The 18,977-nt window shown below is 65.7% G+C and carries 20 protein-coding genes; 12 read left to right on the top strand and 8 right to left on the bottom strand.

The genetic code is table 11. The features are described 5' to 3' along the window. Positions 1–15: 15 nt before the first annotated feature. Positions 16–1,185: an AI-2E family transporter gene (locus EMQ25_RS06640; RefSeq protein ID WP_158625986.1), complete on the bottom strand. Its 1,170-nt coding sequence runs from the start codon at positions 1,183–1,185 to the stop codon at positions 16–18. A 130-nt stretch (positions 1,186–1,315) separates the two neighbouring features. Here EMQ25_RS06640 and purM point away from each other — a divergent pair, with 130 nt between their 5' ends. The 5 genes from purM to EMQ25_RS06615 all read left to right on the top strand — a co-directional run bounded on the left by purM (position 1,316) and on the right by EMQ25_RS06615 (position 4,877). Continuing rightward, on the top strand, positions 1,316–2,392 hold the full coding sequence (gene purM / locus EMQ25_RS06635) for a phosphoribosylformylglycinamidine cyclo-ligase (RefSeq protein ID WP_127187770.1): 1,077 nt from the start codon (positions 1,316–1,318) through the stop codon (positions 2,390–2,392). Next, positions 2,389–2,988, top strand: a complete 600-nt coding sequence (gene purN, locus EMQ25_RS06630; protein WP_127187769.1) for a phosphoribosylglycinamide formyltransferase — start codon at positions 2,389–2,391, stop codon at positions 2,986–2,988. The genes purM and purN overlap by 4 nt, the downstream gene beginning before the upstream one ends. Before the next feature lie 100 nt (positions 2,989–3,088). Further along, positions 3,089–3,979, top strand: a complete 891-nt coding sequence (locus tag EMQ25_RS06625; RefSeq protein WP_158625985.1) for a DMT family transporter — start codon at positions 3,089–3,091, stop codon at positions 3,977–3,979. A gap of 70 nt (positions 3,980–4,049) precedes the next feature. Then, on the top strand, positions 4,050–4,400 hold the full coding sequence (locus EMQ25_RS06620; protein WP_127187767.1) for an ArsR/SmtB family transcription factor: 351 nt from the start codon (positions 4,050–4,052) through the stop codon (positions 4,398–4,400). Further along, positions 4,401–4,877, top strand: a complete 477-nt coding sequence (locus EMQ25_RS06615) for an SRPBCC domain-containing protein (protein WP_127187766.1) — start codon at positions 4,401–4,403, stop codon at positions 4,875–4,877. A gap of 6 nt (positions 4,878–4,883) precedes the next feature. On the opposite strand, the gene EMQ25_RS06610 is transcribed toward EMQ25_RS06615, so the two are convergent. After that, a complete protein-coding gene (locus EMQ25_RS06610; protein WP_425290228.1) occupies positions 4,884–6,035 on the bottom strand; it encodes a pyridoxal phosphate-dependent aminotransferase in 1,152 nt (383 codons plus the stop codon). A gap of 143 nt (positions 6,036–6,178) precedes the next feature. Here EMQ25_RS06610 and EMQ25_RS06605 point away from each other — a divergent pair, with 143 nt between their 5' ends. From EMQ25_RS06605 to aat, 6 genes are all read left to right on the top strand, one after another. After that, a complete protein-coding gene (locus EMQ25_RS06605; protein ID WP_127187765.1) occupies positions 6,179–7,024 on the top strand; it encodes a DsbA family protein in 846 nt (281 codons plus the stop codon). 88 nt (positions 7,025–7,112) lie between these two features. Further along, a complete protein-coding gene (gene aroQ / locus EMQ25_RS06600) occupies positions 7,113–7,550 on the top strand; it encodes a type II 3-dehydroquinate dehydratase (RefSeq protein WP_127187764.1) in 438 nt (145 codons plus the stop codon). Between the two features lie 23 nt (positions 7,551–7,573). Then, on the top strand, positions 7,574–8,071 hold the full coding sequence (gene accB, locus EMQ25_RS06595) for an acetyl-CoA carboxylase biotin carboxyl carrier protein (protein ID WP_127187763.1): 498 nt from the start codon (positions 7,574–7,576) through the stop codon (positions 8,069–8,071). 12 nt (positions 8,072–8,083) lie between these two features. Continuing rightward, the gene (gene accC, locus EMQ25_RS06590; protein ID WP_127187762.1) at positions 8,084–9,430 is read left to right on the top strand and encodes an acetyl-CoA carboxylase biotin carboxylase subunit; all 1,347 of its coding nucleotides are present in this window, start codon (positions 8,084–8,086) and stop codon (positions 9,428–9,430) included. Positions 9,431–9,432: 2 nt separating this feature from the next. Then, complete coding sequence (locus EMQ25_RS06585; RefSeq protein WP_127187761.1) at positions 9,433–9,738, top strand: hypothetical protein; 306 nt, start codon at positions 9,433–9,435, stop codon at positions 9,736–9,738. Next, positions 9,722–10,390: a leucyl/phenylalanyl-tRNA--protein transferase gene (gene aat / locus EMQ25_RS06580; RefSeq protein ID WP_127187760.1), complete on the top strand. Its 669-nt coding sequence runs from the start codon at positions 9,722–9,724 to the stop codon at positions 10,388–10,390. Before EMQ25_RS06585 ends, aat begins: the two co-directional genes overlap by 17 nt. Here the strand turns inward: aat and EMQ25_RS06575 are convergent. Together EMQ25_RS06575 and EMQ25_RS06570 are read right to left on the bottom strand one after the other, a co-directional pair. Beyond that, positions 10,387–10,791 (bottom strand): DUF2155 domain-containing protein, encoded by a 405-nt coding sequence (locus EMQ25_RS06575; RefSeq protein ID WP_127187759.1) that lies wholly within the window; start codon positions 10,789–10,791, stop codon positions 10,387–10,389. The two genes, aat and EMQ25_RS06575, sit on opposite strands and share 4 nt — an antisense overlap. Positions 10,792–10,809: 18 nt before the next feature. Continuing rightward, positions 10,810–11,193: an NADH:ubiquinone oxidoreductase subunit NDUFA12 gene (locus EMQ25_RS06570; RefSeq protein ID WP_127187758.1), complete on the bottom strand. Its 384-nt coding sequence runs from the start codon at positions 11,191–11,193 to the stop codon at positions 10,810–10,812. A 480-nt stretch (positions 11,194–11,673) separates the two neighbouring features. Here EMQ25_RS06570 and EMQ25_RS06565 point away from each other — a divergent pair, with 480 nt between their 5' ends. Next, on the top strand, positions 11,674–15,390 hold the full coding sequence (locus EMQ25_RS06565; RefSeq protein ID WP_127187757.1) for a vitamin B12-dependent ribonucleotide reductase: 3,717 nt from the start codon (positions 11,674–11,676) through the stop codon (positions 15,388–15,390). A gap of 121 nt (positions 15,391–15,511) precedes the next feature. On the opposite strand, the gene EMQ25_RS06560 is transcribed toward EMQ25_RS06565, so the two are convergent. The 4 genes from EMQ25_RS06560 to EMQ25_RS06545 form a co-directional block, all read right to left on the bottom strand. Next, a complete protein-coding gene (locus EMQ25_RS06560) occupies positions 15,512–16,090 on the bottom strand; it encodes a carboxymuconolactone decarboxylase family protein (RefSeq protein ID WP_127187756.1) in 579 nt (192 codons plus the stop codon). Positions 16,091–16,183: 93 nt separating this feature from the next. Continuing rightward, a complete protein-coding gene (locus EMQ25_RS06555; RefSeq protein WP_127187755.1) occupies positions 16,184–16,723 on the bottom strand; it encodes a pseudouridine synthase in 540 nt (179 codons plus the stop codon). Positions 16,724–16,787: 64 nt separating this feature from the next. Then, positions 16,788–17,222 (bottom strand): thioredoxin TrxC, encoded by a 435-nt coding sequence (trxC, locus tag EMQ25_RS06550; RefSeq protein ID WP_127187754.1) that lies wholly within the window; start codon positions 17,220–17,222, stop codon positions 16,788–16,790. Continuing rightward, complete coding sequence (locus EMQ25_RS06545; protein ID WP_127187753.1) at positions 17,219–18,976, bottom strand: SulP family inorganic anion transporter; 1,758 nt, start codon at positions 18,974–18,976, stop codon at positions 17,219–17,221. The genes trxC and EMQ25_RS06545 overlap by 4 nt, the downstream gene beginning before the upstream one ends. Between the last annotated feature and the right edge of the window lies 1 nt (position 18,977).

Genomic DNA, 18,977 nt, shown 5'->3' with positions numbered 1-18,977 from the left:
GGCCCGGGTCTGCTCTCATGTCGCCCCGCGGGTGCGGCGGCCGGCGCGCGGGCGGGGTGCGGGCGGCGTAGGCGCGACCTCGCCCATGGTCGCAGCGGCAGCGGCCACGGCAACCTCGTCGTCGGTCCGCCCCAGATAGAGCGTGCTGCCCTTGTACTTGCTGATCGCATAGCGTGTCAGCACGCCCGCGATGGCCGCGAGCGGCACGGCCAGCAGCAGCCCCACGAAGCCGAAGAGCAGCCCGAAGGCAAAGAGCGCGAACATCAGCCAGACCGGATTGATGTTGATGCTCGAGCCGACGAGCTTGGGATAGAGGATGTTGCCCTCGAGGAACTGGCCGACGAGGAAGATCGCAAAGACGATCGCCACCATCACCCAATCGGGCCAGAACTGCACGATGCCGACGCCGACCGAGAGCACGAAGCCGATGGCGAAGCCGACGAAGGGCACGAAGCTGAAAAGCCCGGCGATGAGCCCGATGGCGAGGCCGAAATTGAGCCCCACCAGCGAAAGCGCGCTCGCGTAATAGATGCAGAGCACGAGGATGACGCCCCCCTGCCCGCGGATGACGCCGGCCATGGAGCGGTCGATCTGGTCGATGACGCCGCGGATCTCGGTGCGCTGCTCGCGCGGCAGCAGGTCGTCAAGCCCGCGCACCATGCCCTCCCAGTCGAGCAGCATGTAGAAGGCGACGACCGGCGCGACGATGATGAAGGCGAGCGTGTTGATGAGCCCGAGCCCGCTCGCGGCGATGCCGGCGGTGAGCGAGCCGACGAAGCCGAGGAGATTGGCCGTCAGCTCGCCGAGTGTCTGCTCGAGCTGCGCGGCGCGCTCGGGCCCGAGCCATTCATTGAGCTGGGGAGCATAGGAGCGCGCGAGCGCCTGGAGGTCTGTGACATAGCCCGGCAACCTCTGGACGAGCCCGATCGCCTGGCTGATCACGAGCGGCATGAAGCTGAGGATCAGCCCGAGAATGATCGACAGGACGCTGAAGAGCGCGAGCGCCGAGGCCCAGCCGCGGCTGATCCGGATGCGCTGGAGAAGGTTGACCAGCGGATTGAGGAGGTAAGCGAGCGCGAGCCCCACGACGAAGGGCAGCAGGATGGAGCGGAACACCCAGAGCAGCAGGATCGACACGACGAAGAAGCCGATCCAGATGGCAACATGATTTCGCAGTGTCATCATCCGGGGCAACCCTTGCGTCCAATGGGCGGAGCCGCTATCAGCGCTCTCGTGGTCAGCCCTTGGATACGCCACACGCATGGTCGTGGCCAGACCCATTTTCTCGACCGGAATCCGACTGTGGGGATAGGCCTTGTCTGATACGCCGAACGTGCCATCGAACGGACTTTCCTACAAGCAGGCGGGTGTGGACATCGACGCGGGCAATACGCTCGTCGATGCGATCAAGCCAGCCGTGCGCTCGACCCGCCGTCCCGGCGCCGATGCGGAGATCGGGGGGTTCGGCGGGCTTTTCGACCTCAAGGGCGCGGGCTTTACCGATCCGATCCTCGTTGCGGCCAATGACGGGGTGGGCACCAAGCTCAAGATCGCCATCGATACCGGCAATCACGCGACGATCGGCATCGACCTCGTCGCCATGTGCGTCAACGACATCATCGTGCAGGGCGCCGAACCACTCTTCTTTCTGGACTATTACGCCACGGGCAAGCTGGACGTCGCGGTCGCGACCTCGATCGTCGAGGGCATTGCCGAAGGCTGCCGGATCGCCGGCTGCGCCCTGATCGGCGGGGAAACCGCCGAGATGCCGGGCATGTATCACGGCAAGGATTACGACCTCGCGGGCTTTGCGGTCGGCGCCGCCGAGCGCGGTACGCTCCTGCCGCGCGGCGACATCGCCGAGGGCGACGTGCTGGTCGCGATCGGCTCGTCGGGCGTCCATTCCAACGGCTATTCTCTTGTGCGCCGGATCGTCGAGATTTCCGGGCGCGACTGGTACATGCCGGCGCCGTTCGACCACGACACTTCACTTTCGGACGCCCTGCTCGTGCCGACCCGCATCTACGTTCGGCCACTCCTCGCGGCGCTGCGCTCCGGGCTCGGCATCAAGGCGCTGGCGCACATCACGGGCGGTGGCTTCATCGACAACATCCCGCGCGTGCTGCCCGCCCACCTTGCCGCCCATGTCGATCTTTCGGCGGTGAGCGTGCCAGCGGTCTTCCCCTGGCTCGCCAAGGTCGGCGGGCTCGACCAGCACGAAATGCTGCGGACCTTCAATTGCGGGGTCGGGATGCTCGTGGCCGTCGCGCCCGAGGATGCCGATGCGCTCGTTGCGCAGCTCGTGGCCGCCGGCGAGACGGCCGCGATCGCCGGCCGGCTGACGGCACGCACGGGCGAGCCGGTCACCTTCGAAGGCAAACTCGCATTGTGAGCGCGGCCCCGGTCAGGAAGCGGGTTGCCGTGCTGATTTCGGGCCGCGGCAGCAACATGCAGTCGCTCGTGCACGCAGCGGCGGCAGCCGACTATCCGGCCGAGATCGTCGGGGTCTTTTCAAACCGCGCGGATGCTGGCGGGCTCGCCTTCGCTGCCGAGCACGGCATTCCGACCGCCGTGCGCTCGCATCGGGATTTCAACACCCGCGCCGATTTCGACGCCGAGATCGAAGCGGTGCTCGAAGGCTGGGGCGCCGAGATCGTCTGCCTTGCGGGCTTCATGCGCATCCTCTCGGAGGGGTTCGTGGAGCGCTGGCGGGGGCGGATGCTCAATATCCACCCTTCCCTGCTGCCGGCCTTCAAGGGCCTCGACCCGCATGGACAGGCGCTGGCCGCCGGCGTCACCGAGCATGGCTGCACGGTTCACTGGGTGATCCCGGCGCTGGACGACGGTCCAGCGATCCTCGCTGCGCGCGTACCGGTGCTGCCCGATGACACCGCAGATACGCTGGCTGCGCGCGTGCTCGTGGAAGAGCACAAGCTCTATCCTGAGGCTCTGGCGCGCGTGGCGCGCGGCGAGGCCTGGCTCGACTGAGCATTCTCCTGCCATCACCGGAAGTGATGGCTCCCATCGTCAAAATCGGTTCGACGGTTCTGCGGGGCAGGCCTATGGTCCGCGCCTTCGGAGAAACGTCATGGCTTTGCGCGACTGGTTCTGGGTCATTCTTCTGGGCAGCATCTGGGGCTGCTCGTTCATGTTCAATGCGCTGCTGATCCGCGAACTGGGGCCGCTGTGGGTGGCGACGGGTCGGGTGGGCTTTGCCGCGCTCGCCTGCTGGGCGGTATTCATCGCCATGCGCAAGCCGCTGCCGCGCGACCCGAAACTCTATGCGTTGCTCGCCCTGCTCGGGCTCGTCGCCTATTCGCTGCCGTTCACGCTCTTCCCCATCAGCCAAGGCGCACTGCCCAGTGGTGTTGCGGCCATCATCAATGCGCTGACCCCGCTTATGACGGTGACGATCGGTCATTTCTGGCTCGGTGGCGAAAAGGCCGACGCGGTGCGCTTCGGGGGTGTGGGCATCGGCTTTCTGGGTGTCGCCATTCTTTCGCTGCCAGCCGTGGCGGGCGGCGGGACCGCCGAGATCTGGGCCATCGGGCTCTGCCTCCTCGCGACCGTCTGCTACGCGGTCGGGCTCAACTTCGCCCGCACCTTCCGGGGCGTCGACCCGACGACCATCGCGACGCTCGCCCTCACCGGCTCGACAATCGGGATCCTGCCCGTCGCGCTCGCCGTCGAAGGGGTACCTGTGATCACCCAAGGCACCACCTGGGCGGCGTGGGTTGCGATCGGTGTCGTCTCGACAGGGTTCACCTTTCTCGTCATGTACCGGCTACTGCCCCGGATCGGGGCGACCAATTTCTCGGTCACCACTTTCATTGCGCCGCTGGTCGCGATTTCGCTTGGCGTCGTGGTTCTGGGCGAAGAGATCCATCCCGAGCATCTGATCGGCATGATCGGCATCTTCGCCGGGCTCATGCTGATCGATGGGCGGCTCGTGCGGCGGCTGCGTCGGGCCAGGGCCTGAGCCTTGCGCCAGCTTGACTTCAGGCTGCGCTTTCCATAACCATTAGGTTACAGAACCTCATGGTTGGACGATGCCCGAAGAGACTCTCGACCTGACCTTTGCCGCCCTCGCCGACCCCACCCGACGGGCCATCCTCGCCCGCCTGTCGCGGGGGGAAGCCACGGTCACCGAGCTCGCCGAGCCCTTCGCCATGAGCCAGCCGGCCATTTCCAAGCACCTCAAGGTGCTCGAGCGGGCGGGCCTCATCTCGCGCGGGCGCGACGCTCAGCGCCGGCCGTGCCGGATCGAGGGCCCTGCACTGGCCGCGGTCAATGGATGGCTCGAAACCTACAGGGACATCTGGGACCAGAACTATCGCCGGCTCGACGCGGTTCTCGCCGACATGCAGGCGGATGGCAAAGACACGACGGGAGGACACTGAATGAGCAGTCTCGAAGTCACGATCCCGACCGATCGCGAGGTGCTGACGCGTCGCCGCTTCAGTGCGCCGCGCGGGCTCGTCTACCGGGCGCACACCGAACCCGACCTTATCAAGCGCTGGCTGCTTGGCCCGCCGGGCTGGACCATGCCCGAATGCCGCTTCGATGCGCGCGTGGGCGGCAGCTATTTCTATCGCTGGGCCCATCCGACGGAGCCGGGTTTCGCGCTGACCGGGATCATCACCGAGATCGATCCGCCCGACCGCATCGTCTCGCGGGAGAATTTCGACTCCCAATGGACCGGAGGCGAGACGGAGGTCACGCAGGACTTCATCCCCGACGGAGACGGCACCATCGTTGCGCAGCGTATCCTTTTTGCCTCCCGTGAAGCGCGCGAAGCGGGGATGGCGACGGGCATGACGGACGGCATGGCCATGAGCTTCGATGCGCTCGAACGGCTCCTCGCCGAGCTCGCCTGACCGGCCTCAGCGGCCGACGAAGCCGGCGATGCGCTGGAGCGCCTTGTCCATCGTCTCGGGCGAGCCGGCAAAGGAGAAGCGCAGATAGCGCTTGCCATCGGTGCGGTCGAAATCGATGCCGGGCGTGCTCGCTACGCCGGTCTCGTCGAGCAGGCGCATGCAGAAATCGAGCGAATCATTGGTGAAGGCGCTGACGTCTGCATAGGCGTAGAAGGCGCCGTCCGGCAGGCCCGGCAGGCCGAAGCCGATTGAGGCGAGGCCCCTGCTCAGCCGGTCGCGATTGACGGCATAGCGGGCGCGCTGGGCTTCGGCGTACTCTGTCTCCCCGAGCGCCGCGCGCGCGGCGATCTGACTCAGCGTGGGCGCCGAGATGAAGAGGTTCTGCTGCAGCATCTCGGTGCGGCGCACGAGATCCTCGGGCAACACCATCCAGCCGATCCGCCAGCCGGTCATGCAGTGATATTTCGAGAAGCTGTTGATGATGATGGCATCGGCCGCGAGCGGCAAGGCACTGGCCGAAGGCACGCCATAATCGAGCCCGTGATAGATCTCGTCGGAAATGAGCCGGATGCCGAGCCGGGTGCAGCTGGCCGCGATCTCGGCCAGGGCCGTCCGGTCGACGCTAGCGCCCGTGGGGTTGGCGGGCGAGGCAAAGAGCAGACCCGCGAAGGGCGTGCGGGCATGGGCCGCCTCGATGTCGGCCGCGCTGAGGCGCCACCCGTTTTCGGCAGTGACCGGAATTTCCACCGGCCGGAAGCCGAGCCCTACGAGCGTATTGAGATAGGCCGGATAGCCCGGGCGGGTGACCGCGATGGCCGCGCCCGGTGCAAAGCTTGAAAGGAAGGCGAGGATGAAGCCCGATGACGAGCCCATGGTGACGACGATGCGCTCGGGATCGGGGACGACGCCATGCCGGACGCCATAGCTCTCGGCGATGGCGCGCCGGAGTTCGATCTGGCCTTTGGAATGAGTATAGCGCTGCGCCTCGGGCAACGCGGCGCGGACCGCCTCGATGACGCGCGGCGCGGGCGGCACGTCGGGCTCGCCGGTCTGCAGGTAAAGCACGTCGCGCCCGGCCGCCTCGAGCGCCTTGGCGCGCGCCAGGATCTCCATGGCGTAGAACGGCTCGAGCCCGAGTTCGGCGGCCTCTGTCATCAATCGGTCCCACTTGCTGGCAAGAAGGGATTGCGGTAGCGCGATCCGGCAGCGGCCTCAAGTGCAAAGGCCTGCGACCCGGTGTCGGGTGCCGCGGGCCGCCAAAACTGCTAGAGGCTCCCCCACGCCTTTCCGCCGGAGACGACATGCCGCGCCTCACACTTGCCCTCGTGGCCCTCAGTGCCGCCCTCGCCGGCGGTCTGGCCGCCACGCTTCTTACGCGCGATGCCGCGCCGGACGAGGCCGCAATCCGCTCGATCGTCGAGACCGTCCTCGCCGAAAGGCCGGCGCCAGCCACCGCAGAGCCCGCGCCGTTGAGCGCCGAGGCGATCAATCCGCTGATCGAAGATTATCTGATGAGCGATCCGCGCATCCTCGAGCGCATGTCGACCGCGCTCGACATCGAACTTAGGACGGCTCAGGCGGCTGAGACGCTGGCGGCGCTCGAGACTTACCGCACGCAGATCTATGAGGATGCCGACAACATCATCCTCGGCAATCCCGAGGGCGACGTCACGCTCGTCGAGATGTTCGACTACAATTGCAGCTTCTGCCGCAATGCCCTGCCCGACCTCGCGGCGCTCCTCGATGAGGATCCGAACCTTCGCGTGATCCTCAAGGAATTCCCGATCCTCTCGCAGGAATCGGTGGCGGCGGCGCGGGTGGGCGTCGTCGTCGCGCGCGCCGACGTCGACTATTGGGACTTCCACGAAACGCTCTTTACGGGCCGTGGGCAGGTTACGGGCCAGACGGCGCTGGCGGCGGCCGCGGAACTCGGGCTCAATCCGGTGTCGGTCGAACTCGACATGCAGGCAGCGTCTGTGACCGAGGCGATCCAGCGCTCCTACGCGCTCGCACAGGCGCTCAACATCACCGGCACGCCGACCTACATCATCGGGGACGAGCTGATCCCCGGCGCCATCGGGCTCGAGGAGCTGCGCGGCCGGATCGCCAACATGCGCGCCTGCGGCAGCACGCAGTGCGACGGATGAGCCGAACCGGCGGAATCTTTGCGTTTTTCGTGAACTTCCTGTAGTGCGGCTTGCGCCGCCCCCGAGCGCGGTGCACAAGCGGGACATCATGGCCAGAACGATCCTCATCCTCAACGGACCGAACCTCAACATGCTTGGCGTACGCGAGCCGGGCACCTATGGCTCGCAGAGCCTCGCCGATATCGAGGCGATCTCACGTGAGGAAGGCGACCGACTGGGCTTTGCGGTCGATTTCCGCCAGTCCAATCACGAGGGCGAGCTGGTCACCTGGATCCAGCAGGCCCACGGCACCGCCGATGCGATCATCATCAATCCGGCGGCCTACACGCACACTTCTGTCGCGATCCACGATGCGCTGCGCGCGGTGGCCCTGCCGACGATCGAGCTGCATCTGTCCAACGTGCACCAGCGCGAGGACTTCCGACATCGCTCCTATGTCTCGCTGGTCGCCTATGGCGTGATTTGCGGGTTCGGGGCTCACGGGTATAGGCTGGCGCTGCAAGCGCTTGCCGACAAGCTTCAATAAGACATCCCCCAAGGGAGACAGAGATGACCAAGGCATCGCAGGTTGATCAGGACCTGATCCGCGCCATCGCCGAGCTGCTCAACCAGCAGAACCTTGCCGAGATCGAGATCGAGCACGAAGAGTTCCGCGTGCGCGTGACGCGGTCCTACGCAAGCCCGGCCATGCCGCAGATGGCTGCGCCGCAATATTACGCGCAGATGCCGGCGCCGCAGCCGACCGCGCCTGCAGGCGGCGTCGCCGCAGCGAGCGCAGCGGCCCCGAGCGCAGCAGAGGACCTGGCAGCCAATCCGGGCACCCTCACCTCGCCCATGGTCGGCACGGCTTACCTCGCGCCCGAACCGGGCGCCAAGCCCTTCGCCGATGTCGGCACCAAGGTCAGCGAAGGCCAGACGGTGCTGATCATCGAGGCGATGAAGACGATGAACCAGATCCCCGCGCATCGCTCGGGCACGATCACCCGCATCCTGGTGCAGGATGCGCATCCGGTCGAATATGGCGAACCGCTCGTCGTGATCGAGTAAGGAGACCGGCCCATGTTCTCCAAGGTCCTGATCGCCAATCGCGGCGAGATCGCGCTGCGCATCCTGCGCGCCTGCAAGGAGCTCGGCATTTCGACCGTTGCCGTGCATTCGCAGGCCGACGCCAACGCCATGCACGTGCGGCTGGCCGACGAGAGCGTCTGCATCGGGCCCGCCCCGGCGCGCGACAGCTATCTCAACATCCCCTCGATCATGGCGGCATGCGAGATCACCGGCGCCGATGCGGTGCATCCCGGCTACGGCTTTCTCTCCGAGAACGCCCGCTTCGCGCGCATCCTGACCGAGCACAAGATCACCTTCATCGGGCCCTCCTCGCACCATATCGAGATCATGGGTGACAAGATCACGGCCAAGAAGACGGCTGTCGAACTTGGCATCCCCGTGGTTCCCGGATCGGATGGCGAAGTGCGGACCGAAGAAGAAGCCCGGGCGCTTGCCGGCGACATCGGCTATCCGGTGCTGATCAAGGCGACTGCCGGCGGCGGCGGGCGCGGCATGAAGGTTGCCCGTACTGCCGAAGAGCTGGGCGTCGCCCTTTCGACTGCGCGTTCGGAAGCCAAAGCCGCCTTCGGCAATGATTCCGTCTACATCGAGAAATATCTCGGCAAGCCGCGCCATATCGAGGTGCAGGTGCTCGGCGACGGCCAGGGCAATGCCGTCCATTTGGGCGTGCGCGACTGCTCGCTGCAGCGGCGCCACCAGAAAGTGTGGGAAGAGGCCGGCGCGCCGACCATCACGCCCGACGAGCGCGACAAGATCGGCGAGATCTGTGCCGTCGCCATGCGCAAGCTCCAATACTCCGGCGCCGGCACGATCGAGTTCCTCTATGAGAATGGCGAGTTCTATTTCATCGAAATGAACACCCGCCTGCAGGTCGAGCACCCGGTCACCGAGCGCATTACCGGCATCGACATCGTCTACGAGCAGATCCGCGTCGCCTCGGGCGAAAAGCTCTCGATGACGCAGGACAAGGTGCAGTTCTTCGGTCACGCCATCGAAGTGCGCATCAACGCCGAGGACCCGCAGACCTTCGCGCCCTCGCCGGGCAAGATCACCTTCTACCATCCGGCCGGCGGGGTCGGGGTGCGGGTCGATTCGGCGGTCTATCAGGGCTATTCGATCCCGCCCTATTACGACAGCCTGATCGGCAAGCTGATCGTCTACGGGCGCAATCGGCCCGAATGCCTGCAGCGGCTGCGCCGCGCGATCGACGAGTTCGTGGTGGATGGCGTGAAGACGACGCTGCCGCTCTTCCAGCGCCTGATCAAGGAGCCGGACATCATTGCCGGCGACTACGATATCCACTGGCTCGAAAAATACCTCGCCGCGAACAAGGCCTGATTATGCCGGAAGCCGAAGGTCCTGCACTGCCGGCTTCCGACACCCTCGCCTTCTTCGAGGTCGTCCGCTTCGTGCACCCAGATCCGGAATTTGCCGAGATTTCTGGGCGCGAGGGGTTCGTGAACGGCAAGGGCGTACCGGCGGACGATGAAGTCGCGGTCTACTTCTACGATCTCGAGCGGGTCTGGTGCGTGCCTGTCAGCCATTGCATGAGCACTGGCCGCATCGATGAGGCCGAAAAAGCCTCCTACGAAGCGGGCTACGCGGCCTATCTCAAGAGGCATGGACTCGATGGCCCGCAAGGGTAACGATCCCTTCTCGGTGGAGCTGACGCCCGACCTCATCGTGCGCGCCTACCGCGCCGGCATCTTTCCCATGGCCGAGGACGCCGATGCGGCGGACCTGTTCTGGGTGTCGCCCGAGCGGCGCGGCGTCATCCCGCTCGATGGCTTTCGCGTCTCGAAGAGCCTGCGCAAGACCCTGCGGACCCACCCTTACGCGATCCGGATCGATACCGATTTCCCCGGCGTCATCGAGGGCTGCGCGACCTCTGGGACCGAGCGCGAGAGCACCTGGATCAATCCCGAGATCAGAAGGCTTTATGGTGCGCTCTTCACGCGCGGGCTCTGCCATACGGTGGAGGTGTGGGACGGCGATGCGCTGGTCGGCGGCCTTTACGGTCTTGCCCTCGGCGGCGCCTTTTTCGGGGAGAGCATGTTCCACCGGCGCACCGATGCCTCCAAGATCGCGCTGGCGCATCTGGTGGATCGCCTGCGCGCGGGCGGCTTCACGCTGCTCGACACGCAGTTCGTGACCGACCATCTGCGCAGCCTGGGCGGCATGGAAATTCCCCGCGTGGAGTACGAGACGCGCCTTGCGATCGCGCTGCAGCAGCCGGCGGATTTCTTTGCGATAGACCGCCCTCGGACCAGTGGCGCGGCAGAGACCCCGGAGGATTAGCCGGCGGGCGGCGGCACGTCCGTCGTCGTCTTGCATTCAACGAGCCAAACGTCATAGACCGCGTGATCGACGGCATTGAGCGCGGGGCTGTCTGCGAACATCCAGCCCGCGAAAATCCGGCGCACGGTGCGCTGCAGGCTCACCTGGTCGACCTCGATGAAGACCGATGGTCCATCCGAGCTATCATCGCCGGTGTGGCTGTAGCAGACGCGCGGCGTGATCTGGAGCGCGCCGAACTGGACCGTCTCGTCCATATAGACGTCGAAATTGGTGATGCGGCCCGTGATCTTGTCGAGCCCGCTGAACGCGGCGACCGGATTGGCGATGGTCGCGGCGGATGCCGCGCCAACGGACATGCAGGCCGCGATGGCGAAGGCGGAAACGAACCGGGCGGAATGCATGACTGCTCGGATGACGGCTTACTCGGGCGACCAGGCGTCGTAATCGCCGGTGACGCGGGGGCGCTGGCCTTTGGTCAGCAGGCTGCCATCGGGCCGATAGGCGAGCGGCGTGCCGGTCAGGTTCTGCAGATGCGGCTTTTCCCAGGCGCGGGCGGCATAGGTCTCGCTGCTCGGGGGCGTATCGGTGCGGTGATGCATCCAGCCATGCCAGCCGGGGGGAATCGTGCTCGGCTCGGCAGGCCCGTTATAGACCACCCAGCGCTTGTCCCCGGCCTTGGCCTCGAAATAGCGATTGCCGAACTCGTCCGAGCCCACATAGCGGAAGAAGCGCCACAGATAGAGGCGCGTGCCCCAGGTCTGCCCGTGCCACCAGACGAAGATTTCGGCGAGGAACTGTTTCATGCCCGTTTCCAAGTGAATGCCAGCGGCCCGCATCTAGCATGGGCATGGCGCAGGTGCCAGCATCTTGGCGCGTGCCGCCCATCACTTGTATGGGCGTCCATGCACAGGGGCAGCGCTGAGGACCGAAAAAATCCGCCTTGACACCGATTGGCCGCTCGGCAGGCTCGACGCGCCATTAAAAGAGTCTGCGCCCACTGACGCTTAGAGCCCGAAAATGCGGAATCGGTGCAGGCTCGACGGTTTTCGCGAACCTGCGTCACGAATTGATGACGCTTGCGAGTTATCCCCGCAAATCCCATATTAAACACCAGATTTTGTGGAACAGAGCATGTTCCACACCATCCCTAGATAGCTGTGGGCGGCGAAATTTTTGCCGTGACCGTGGCGACGGGTTGCGCGAATTAGAGTGGGCCGACGCCGAGTCCCCCCTCCGCGCCGCCCCCAGCCCGCGACCACAAGACGCCAAGGAAGAGATCGAGCATGCGCATTGAACGCCGCTACACCAAGCCAGACCAGAGCGCCTATGCGGGCATCGACTTCCGCACGACCACGAGCGAGATCCGCAATCCGGATGGTTCGATCGTGTTCAAGCTCGATGACATCGCCGTGCCCGCCAGCTGGAGTCAGGTGGCGGCCGACATCATCGCGCAGAAATATTTCCGCAAGGCCGGCGTCGCCAAGGTGCTGAAGAAGGTAGAGGAAAACTCCGTCCCCTCCTGGCTCTGGCGCTCCGTCCCCGACGAGAAGGCGCTCGCCAAGCTGCCCGAGGCCGATCGCTACGGCTCGGAAATCGACAGCCGGCAGGTCTTCGACCGGCTCGCCGGCACGTGGACCTATTGGGGCTGGAAGGGCGGCTATTTCAACAGCGAAGCCGATGCGCAGGCCTTCTTCGACGAGCTGCGCTATATGCTCGCCACCCAGCGCGTCGCGCCGAATTCCCCGCAATGGTTCAACACGGGCCTGCACTGGGCCTATGGCATCGACGGCCCCGGCCAGGGCCATTTCTACGTCGATCCCTTCACCCACAAGCTCGTGCAGTCCAAATCGGCCTATGAGCATCCCCAGCCGCACGCCTGCTTCATCCAGTCGGTCAATGACGACCTCGTCAACGACAATGGCATCATGGATCTCTGGGTGCGCGAAGCGCGCCTCTTCAAATACGGCTCGGGCACGGGCACGAACTTCTCGAAACTCCGCGGCTCGGGCGAGCGGCTCTCGGGCGGCGGCAAGTCCTCGGGCCTGATGAGCTTCCTGAAGATTGGCGACCGGGCAGCGGGCGCCATCAAGTCGGGCGGCACCACGCGCCGCGCCGCCAAGATGGTGGTGATCGACATCGATCACCCCGATATCGAGGAATACATCAACTGGAAGGTCAAGGAAGAGCAGAAGGTGGCGGCCCTCGTCACCGGCTCCAAGACCGTCTCCAAGCATCTGAAGGCCATCATGAAGGCCGCCGTCAATTGCGAAGGCAATGGCGACGACTGCTTCGACGTGGCCAAGAACCCCGCGCTGAAGCGCGAGGTGCGCGCCGCCAAGAAGGCCATGGTGCCCGAGAACTACATCTTCCGCGTCATCCAGTTCGCGCGGCAGGGCTACACCGATCTCGAGTTCCCCATCTACGATACGGACTGGGATTCCGAGGCCTATCTCACCGTCTCGGGCCAGAACTCGAACAATTCGGTGCGCGTCACCGACGATTTCCTGCGCGCCGTCGAGGCCGATGGCGAGTGGAACCTGACCGCACGGCAGGACGGGCGCGTCACCAAGACGCTGAAGGCCCGCGATCTCTGGGAACAGGTCGGCTATGCCGCCTGGGCCTCCGCCGATCCCGGCATCCAGTACCACACCACCATCAATGAGTGGCACACGAGCCCGGCCGCCGGCCCGATCGTCGCGTCCAATCCGTGCTCGGAATACATGTTCCTCGACGACACCGCGTGCAACCTCGCATCGGTGAACCTGCTGCCCTATCGCAATGGCGATGGCAGCTTCGATGTCGCCGCTTACGAGCACACGGTCCGGCTCTGGACCATCGTGCTCGAGATCTCGGTGATGATGGCGCAGTTCCCCTCGCGCGCCATTGCCGAGCGGTCTTTCCAGTACCGCACGCTGGGCATCGGCTACGCCAATATCGGCGGGCTCCTGATGACCTCGGGCATTCCCTATGATTCGGCCGAAGGCCGGGCCATTGCCGGCGCGGTCACGGCCATCCTCACCGGCGTCTCCTATGCGACCTCGGCCGAAATGGCCGCCGAGCTCGGCGCGTTCGCCGACTATGAGCGCAATGCGGCCGACATGCTGCGGGTCATCCGCAACCACCGCAACGCTGCCCATGGCAATGCGGAGGGCTATGAGGGCCTCTCGATCAATCCGGTGCCGCTCGACCACGCCTCGCTCACCCAGGACGCGCTCGGCGATCGTGCTCGCGCAGTATGGGACGAGGCGCTCGCGCTCGGCGAAAAGCACGGCTATCGCAACGCGCAGGTCTCGGTCATCGCGCCGACGGGCACGATTGGTCTGGTCATGGATTGCGACACGACCGGCATCGAACCCGACTTCGCGCTCGTGAAGTTCAAGAAGCTGGCCGGTGGCGGCTATTTCAAGATCATCAACCGCGCCGTGCCCGAGGCCCTGCGCACGCTCGGCTACACCGAGAGCCAGATCGCCGAAATCGAGGCCTATGCCGTCGGCCATGGCAATCTCAACCAGGCGCCGGGAATCAATCCGGGTGCGCTACGCGCCAAGGGCTTTGGCGATGACAAGATCGAGGCGCTCAACGGCGCGCTGAAATCGGCCTTCGACATCAAGTTCGTCTTCAACCAGTGGACGCTGGGCGCCGACTTCCTGAAGTCGCTCGGCGTGACGGATGCGCAGCTCAACGACTTTTCGTTCGAGCTCCTGCCCTTCCTCGGCTTCTCGAAGAAGGACATCGAGGCGGCCAATATCCATGTCTGCGGGGCGATGACGCTGGAAGGCGCGCCGCACCTCAAGGCCGAGCACCTGCCCGTCTTCGATTGCGCCACGCCCTGCGGCAAGATCGGCAAGCGGTACCTCTCGGTCGAGAGCCACATCCTGATGATGGCGGCCGCGCAGCCCTTCATTTCGGGCGCCATCTCCAAGACCATCAACATGCCCAATGATGCGACCGTCGAGGATGCCAAGGAAGCCTACATGCTCTCCTGGCGCCTGGCGCTGAAGGCCAACGCGCTCTATCGCGACGGCTCCAAGCTCAGCCAGCCCCTCAACTCCTCCGTGCTCGCGGCCGCCGATGACGAGGAGGACGAGGACGTCGTTGAAACCATCGCCGCCATGCCTGCGGCCGTGCGCGCCGAGCATGTCTCCGAAAAGATCGTCGAGCGCATCATCGAGCGCGTCTATCGCGAGCGCGAGAAGATGCCGGACCGCCGCAAGGGCTACACCCAGAAGGCGGTCGTGGGCGGACACAAGGTCTACCTGCGCACCGGCGAATATGATGACGGGCGGCTGGGCGAGATCTTCATCGACATGCACAAGGAAGGCGCCGCCTTCCGCGCGATGATGAACAATTTCGCCATCGCCATCTCGCTGGGGCTGCAATATGGCGTGCCGCTCGACGAATATGTCGAGGCCTTCACCTTCACCCGGTTCGAACCGGCTGGCATGGTGATGGGCAATGACCGGATCAAGAACGCGACCTCGATTCTCGACTACGTGTTCCGCGAGTTGGCCGTCAGCTATCTCGATCGCAACGACCTGGCGCATGTGAACCCCGACAGCCCGACATCGCTCGGCAAGGGCGTGGCCGAGGAACAGGGCGCCCGCCCGGTGTCCGCCGCCCCTGCCCCCATTCCTGCGGACCGCTTCGTCTCGCGCGGCATGACGCGGGGCAAGGTCGCCAACAAGTCGCTGATGATCGTCTCGGGCGACCATCAGCCCCATGCGCCGGTGCAGGCGATCCATGGCGGCACGGTGACCGCGCTCAAGGCCTCGACGGCATTGAAGCACGACACCCAGATCGCCCCCGCCGCCTTCGCGCCGGCCGAGCTCGACCCCATCCCGAGCCCGCCGACCGCCAAGGATGCCGGCACCCTGCGCGCCGAAGCCCAGATGAAGGGCTATACCGGCGACCAGTGCACCGAGTGCCACAACTTCACGATGGTGCGAAACGGCACCTGCCTGAAGTGCGACACCTGCGGCACGACGACGGGGTGTAGCTGAGAGTGCTGCCGGTAAAGACCTGATCTTGAAGATGGCTGCTGTTCACACAGCAGCCATCTCCTTTTTCAGAGGCCGACATCATCGGCGCCATCGATGTCCGTCTTTCACGAGTCTTTGGTGTTCAGCGCCGACCCACCGACATCTCGTCCCGCACGCTCGGGTCATCATCGAGAAATTCGGGCTCGGCCTCCGCGCCGACGGCATCGAAATATCGGCTGAGGAAATTGCGGAAAGAGGCTGCGAGCGCGATGTCGGCGATGTTGAGGTCGGTCAGCCCGACGGCACGCAGGGCGTCGATGTCGGCCTCTGCAATGCGCGAGGCGTCGATCGTGATCTGCTCGGCGTATGCCAGCATCGCGACCTGCTGGTCGGTGAGCCCGGCCTTGCGAAAATCCCGATGGACGGCGAGCGTCTGCTCCCGGCCGATCATCGCCGACAGCGCCTTGAAGTAGACGTGCGAGCAATAGCTCGAAGGCACGGAGCGGGCGACGACGAAGGTGATGAGCCGGAAGTTCAGGAGGCCCAGCGAAAACCCGTCCCGCAGCTGATGCAGGAGGTGCTCGACCGGGGCCAGCATGTCGGGCCGCGCCGACCAGCATTGCGTCGCCTGTATCACCTTGCCGGTGGACGCCATCTCGCTGGCGTAGATCGCTGCAATCTCGCCCTCGGCCTCCGCGGGCTCTATGGTTTTGAGAAACATCGACACCTCCCGTGCGGTTGGCAGCGGCTGCATTCTCGCTCGGAAGCGGGGCGGTTGGAAGGGGCTGACGCGTGGGATCGCCTCAGGCTCCGCTCAAACCTCCACTTCCCGCCACGCGCCGGGCGGCAGGTTCTCGAGGGTCCAGTTGCCGATCGACCAGCGGACGAGGCGGAGCGTGGGGAGGTTGATGGCGGCGGTCATGCGGCGGACCTGCCGGTTACGGCCTTCGGTGAGGGTGATGGCGATCCAGCGGTCCGGCACGCTCTTGCGGAAGCGGACGGGTGGATCGCGATCCCAGAGCGCTGGCGGATCGATGAGACGCGCCTTTGCCGGCCGTGTCGGCCCATCCTTGAGCACGAGGCCGGCCCGCAGGGGTGCGAGATCGTCATCGGAGGGGTCGCCCTCCACCTGCACCAGATAGGTCTTGGGCAGCTTGAAGCGCGGCGAGGCGATGCGGGCCTGGAGCGCCCCGTCATCGGTCAGGAGCAGCAGCCCCTCGCTGTCCTTGTCGAGCCGCCCCGCCGGATAGACGCCGGGCACCGGCACGTAGCGGGCAAGCGTCTGCTCGCCGGGGCTGCCGGTGAACTGGCACAAAACCCCGAAAGGCTTGTTGAGGAGAATGAGGCGCGCCATGTCGTGCCGGCTCCCGGTTGGAAAGCCGCCTTGATGGGGCAGGCGGAGCGGTTTGTGAACCCCGTCAGGCCTTTTGCGCCTGCGCCCAGGCGACGATCTGGCTTGCCGGCATCGCGCCCGAAGTCCGCGCCACCTCCTTGCCGCCTGCAAAGAGGATCATGGTGGGGATGCCCCGGATAGCGAGCCGGGCGGCGATCGGCTGGTTGTCGTCCGAATTGAGCTTGATGAGGCGCATGCCCGGCTCAAGCGCCAGCGCGGCCTTCTCGAATTCGGGCCCCATGACCCGGCAGGGCCCGCACCAGGGCGCCCACACGTCAACGAGGACGGGAAGGCTCGAGCGCGCGATCTGGCGCTCGAAGGCCGCGCCGCCAAGGTCGACCGGCTGACCCGAAAAAAGCGCTGCGCCACACTTGCCGCACTTGCCGGCCCGCGCCTTTTCGCCCGGCGGGACCCGGTTGGCCGCGCCGCAGGCTGTGCAGATGGCGATGGTGTCGCTCATGCGGTTCTCTCCTCGGGCATGGCAGGCGCCCCTGCCCCCTCCGCGCGCAACGCGGCAATGGCGCACATGGCCTGGTGGTGGCTGAGATGCACTGCACCACTCAGATGGTCGAGGAAGTCGCTCGCTTCAAGCCGGTCCATCACGGGGCCCTTCACTTCGGAAAGGTGGAGCCTGACCCCCAGATCGGCGAGCCGGGCATGGATCGCCTCGAGGCTTTCGAGGGCAGACATGTCGATGGCGTTCACCGCCGAGCAGAGCAGCACCACATCGGTCAGCCCCGGCCGATCGGCGACTTCGCCATAGACGAGATCCTCGAGGTAGCGCGCATTCGCAAAATAGAGGCTCTCATCCACCCGGATCGAGAGCACGCCCGGCATGGTGTCCACCTTGTGGCGCTTGACGTTGCGGTAATGCTCGGTGCCGGGCACCTGCCCCACAATGGCGGCGTGGGGCTTGGAGGAGCGGTAGAGGAAGACGAGGATGGACGCGGCGACCCCGAGCGAAATACCGGTTTCGACCCCGAAGACCAGCGTGCCGAGAAGCGTGATGGCAACCGCGGCAAAGTCGGCCCGCGAATAGCGCCAAGCCCGCCGCAGGATCGAGAAATCGACCAACGTCAGCACGGCAATCACGATGGTGGCGGCGAGCGTCGCCTTGGGCAGCACCGCAAGGACCGGCGTCAGCAGCAGCGTCGCGCCGGCAATGCCGATGGCGGTGAAGGCGCCGGCTGCAGGCGTCGCTGCGCCGGCATCGAAATTGACGACCGAACGCGCGAAACCGCCGGTCACGGGATAGCCGCCACCGAGCGAGGCCGCCACGTTCGAGGCGCCGAGCCCGATCAGTTCCTGATTGGGGTCGACGCGCTCCCGCCGCTTGGCGGCCAGCGTCTGCGCGACCGAAATCGATTCGACGAACCCCACCACCGAGATGATGAGCGCCGGCACAACGAGCGCCTGCAGCGTTCCGAGATTGAAGCTCGGCAGCGACAGGAGGGGCAGGCCCTGAGGCACCTCCCCGACGAGCGCCACGCCGCGCGCGCCCAGATCGAGGCCGGCCGAGAGCGCCATGGTGAGGAAGACGACGAAGACCGGCCCGGCCCGCACGATGATCCGCGAGACACTCCTGTTCATGCCCATCCGCTCGAGCAGCCGCCCCAGATCCCGCCGCATCCAGATGAGGAGGACGAGCGACAAGAGCCCGATCGCGAAAGTCGGCCAGTGGATCGCTCCGAGATTGGCGAAGATCGAGGCCAGCAGATCGGGCATTGCATGGCCTTCGGTGCGGATGCCGAGCAGGCCGCCGACCTGGCTCGTCGCGATGATGATGCCCGAAGCGGTGATGAAGCCCGAAATGACCGGATGGGAGAGGAAATTGGCGATGAAGCCGAGCCGGAAGAGCCCCATGCCGAGCAGCATCAGCCCCGAAAGTCCCGCCAGCATGATGGCGGCGCTCGCATAGTCCGCGCTGCCCTCGGCGGCGATCCGGCCGACGGCCGCAGCCGTCATCAGCGAGATGACGGCGACCGGACCCACGGCCAGCGCGCTCGAGGTGCCGAAGATCGCATAGGCGATGAGCGGCAGTATGGAGGCGTAAAGCCCCATCTCGGGCGGCAGCCCGGCAAGCAGCGCATAGGCCAGCGATTGCGGGATCAGCATGATGGTGACGATGACCGCAGCGACGAGATCGCTGGTCAGGGTCTGCCGGTTGTAGCGCCGTCCCCAGTCGAGGATGGGCAGATGGGGACGGAGCGACATG

This window comes from Arsenicitalea aurantiaca, assembly GCF_003994485.1.
In the GTDB taxonomy this organism is placed as follows: domain Bacteria; phylum Pseudomonadota; class Alphaproteobacteria; order Rhizobiales; family Devosiaceae; genus Arsenicitalea; species Arsenicitalea aurantiaca.
The sequence above is the reverse complement of the archived record's forward strand: the minus strand, read 5'-3'. Positions and strand labels throughout refer to the sequence as shown.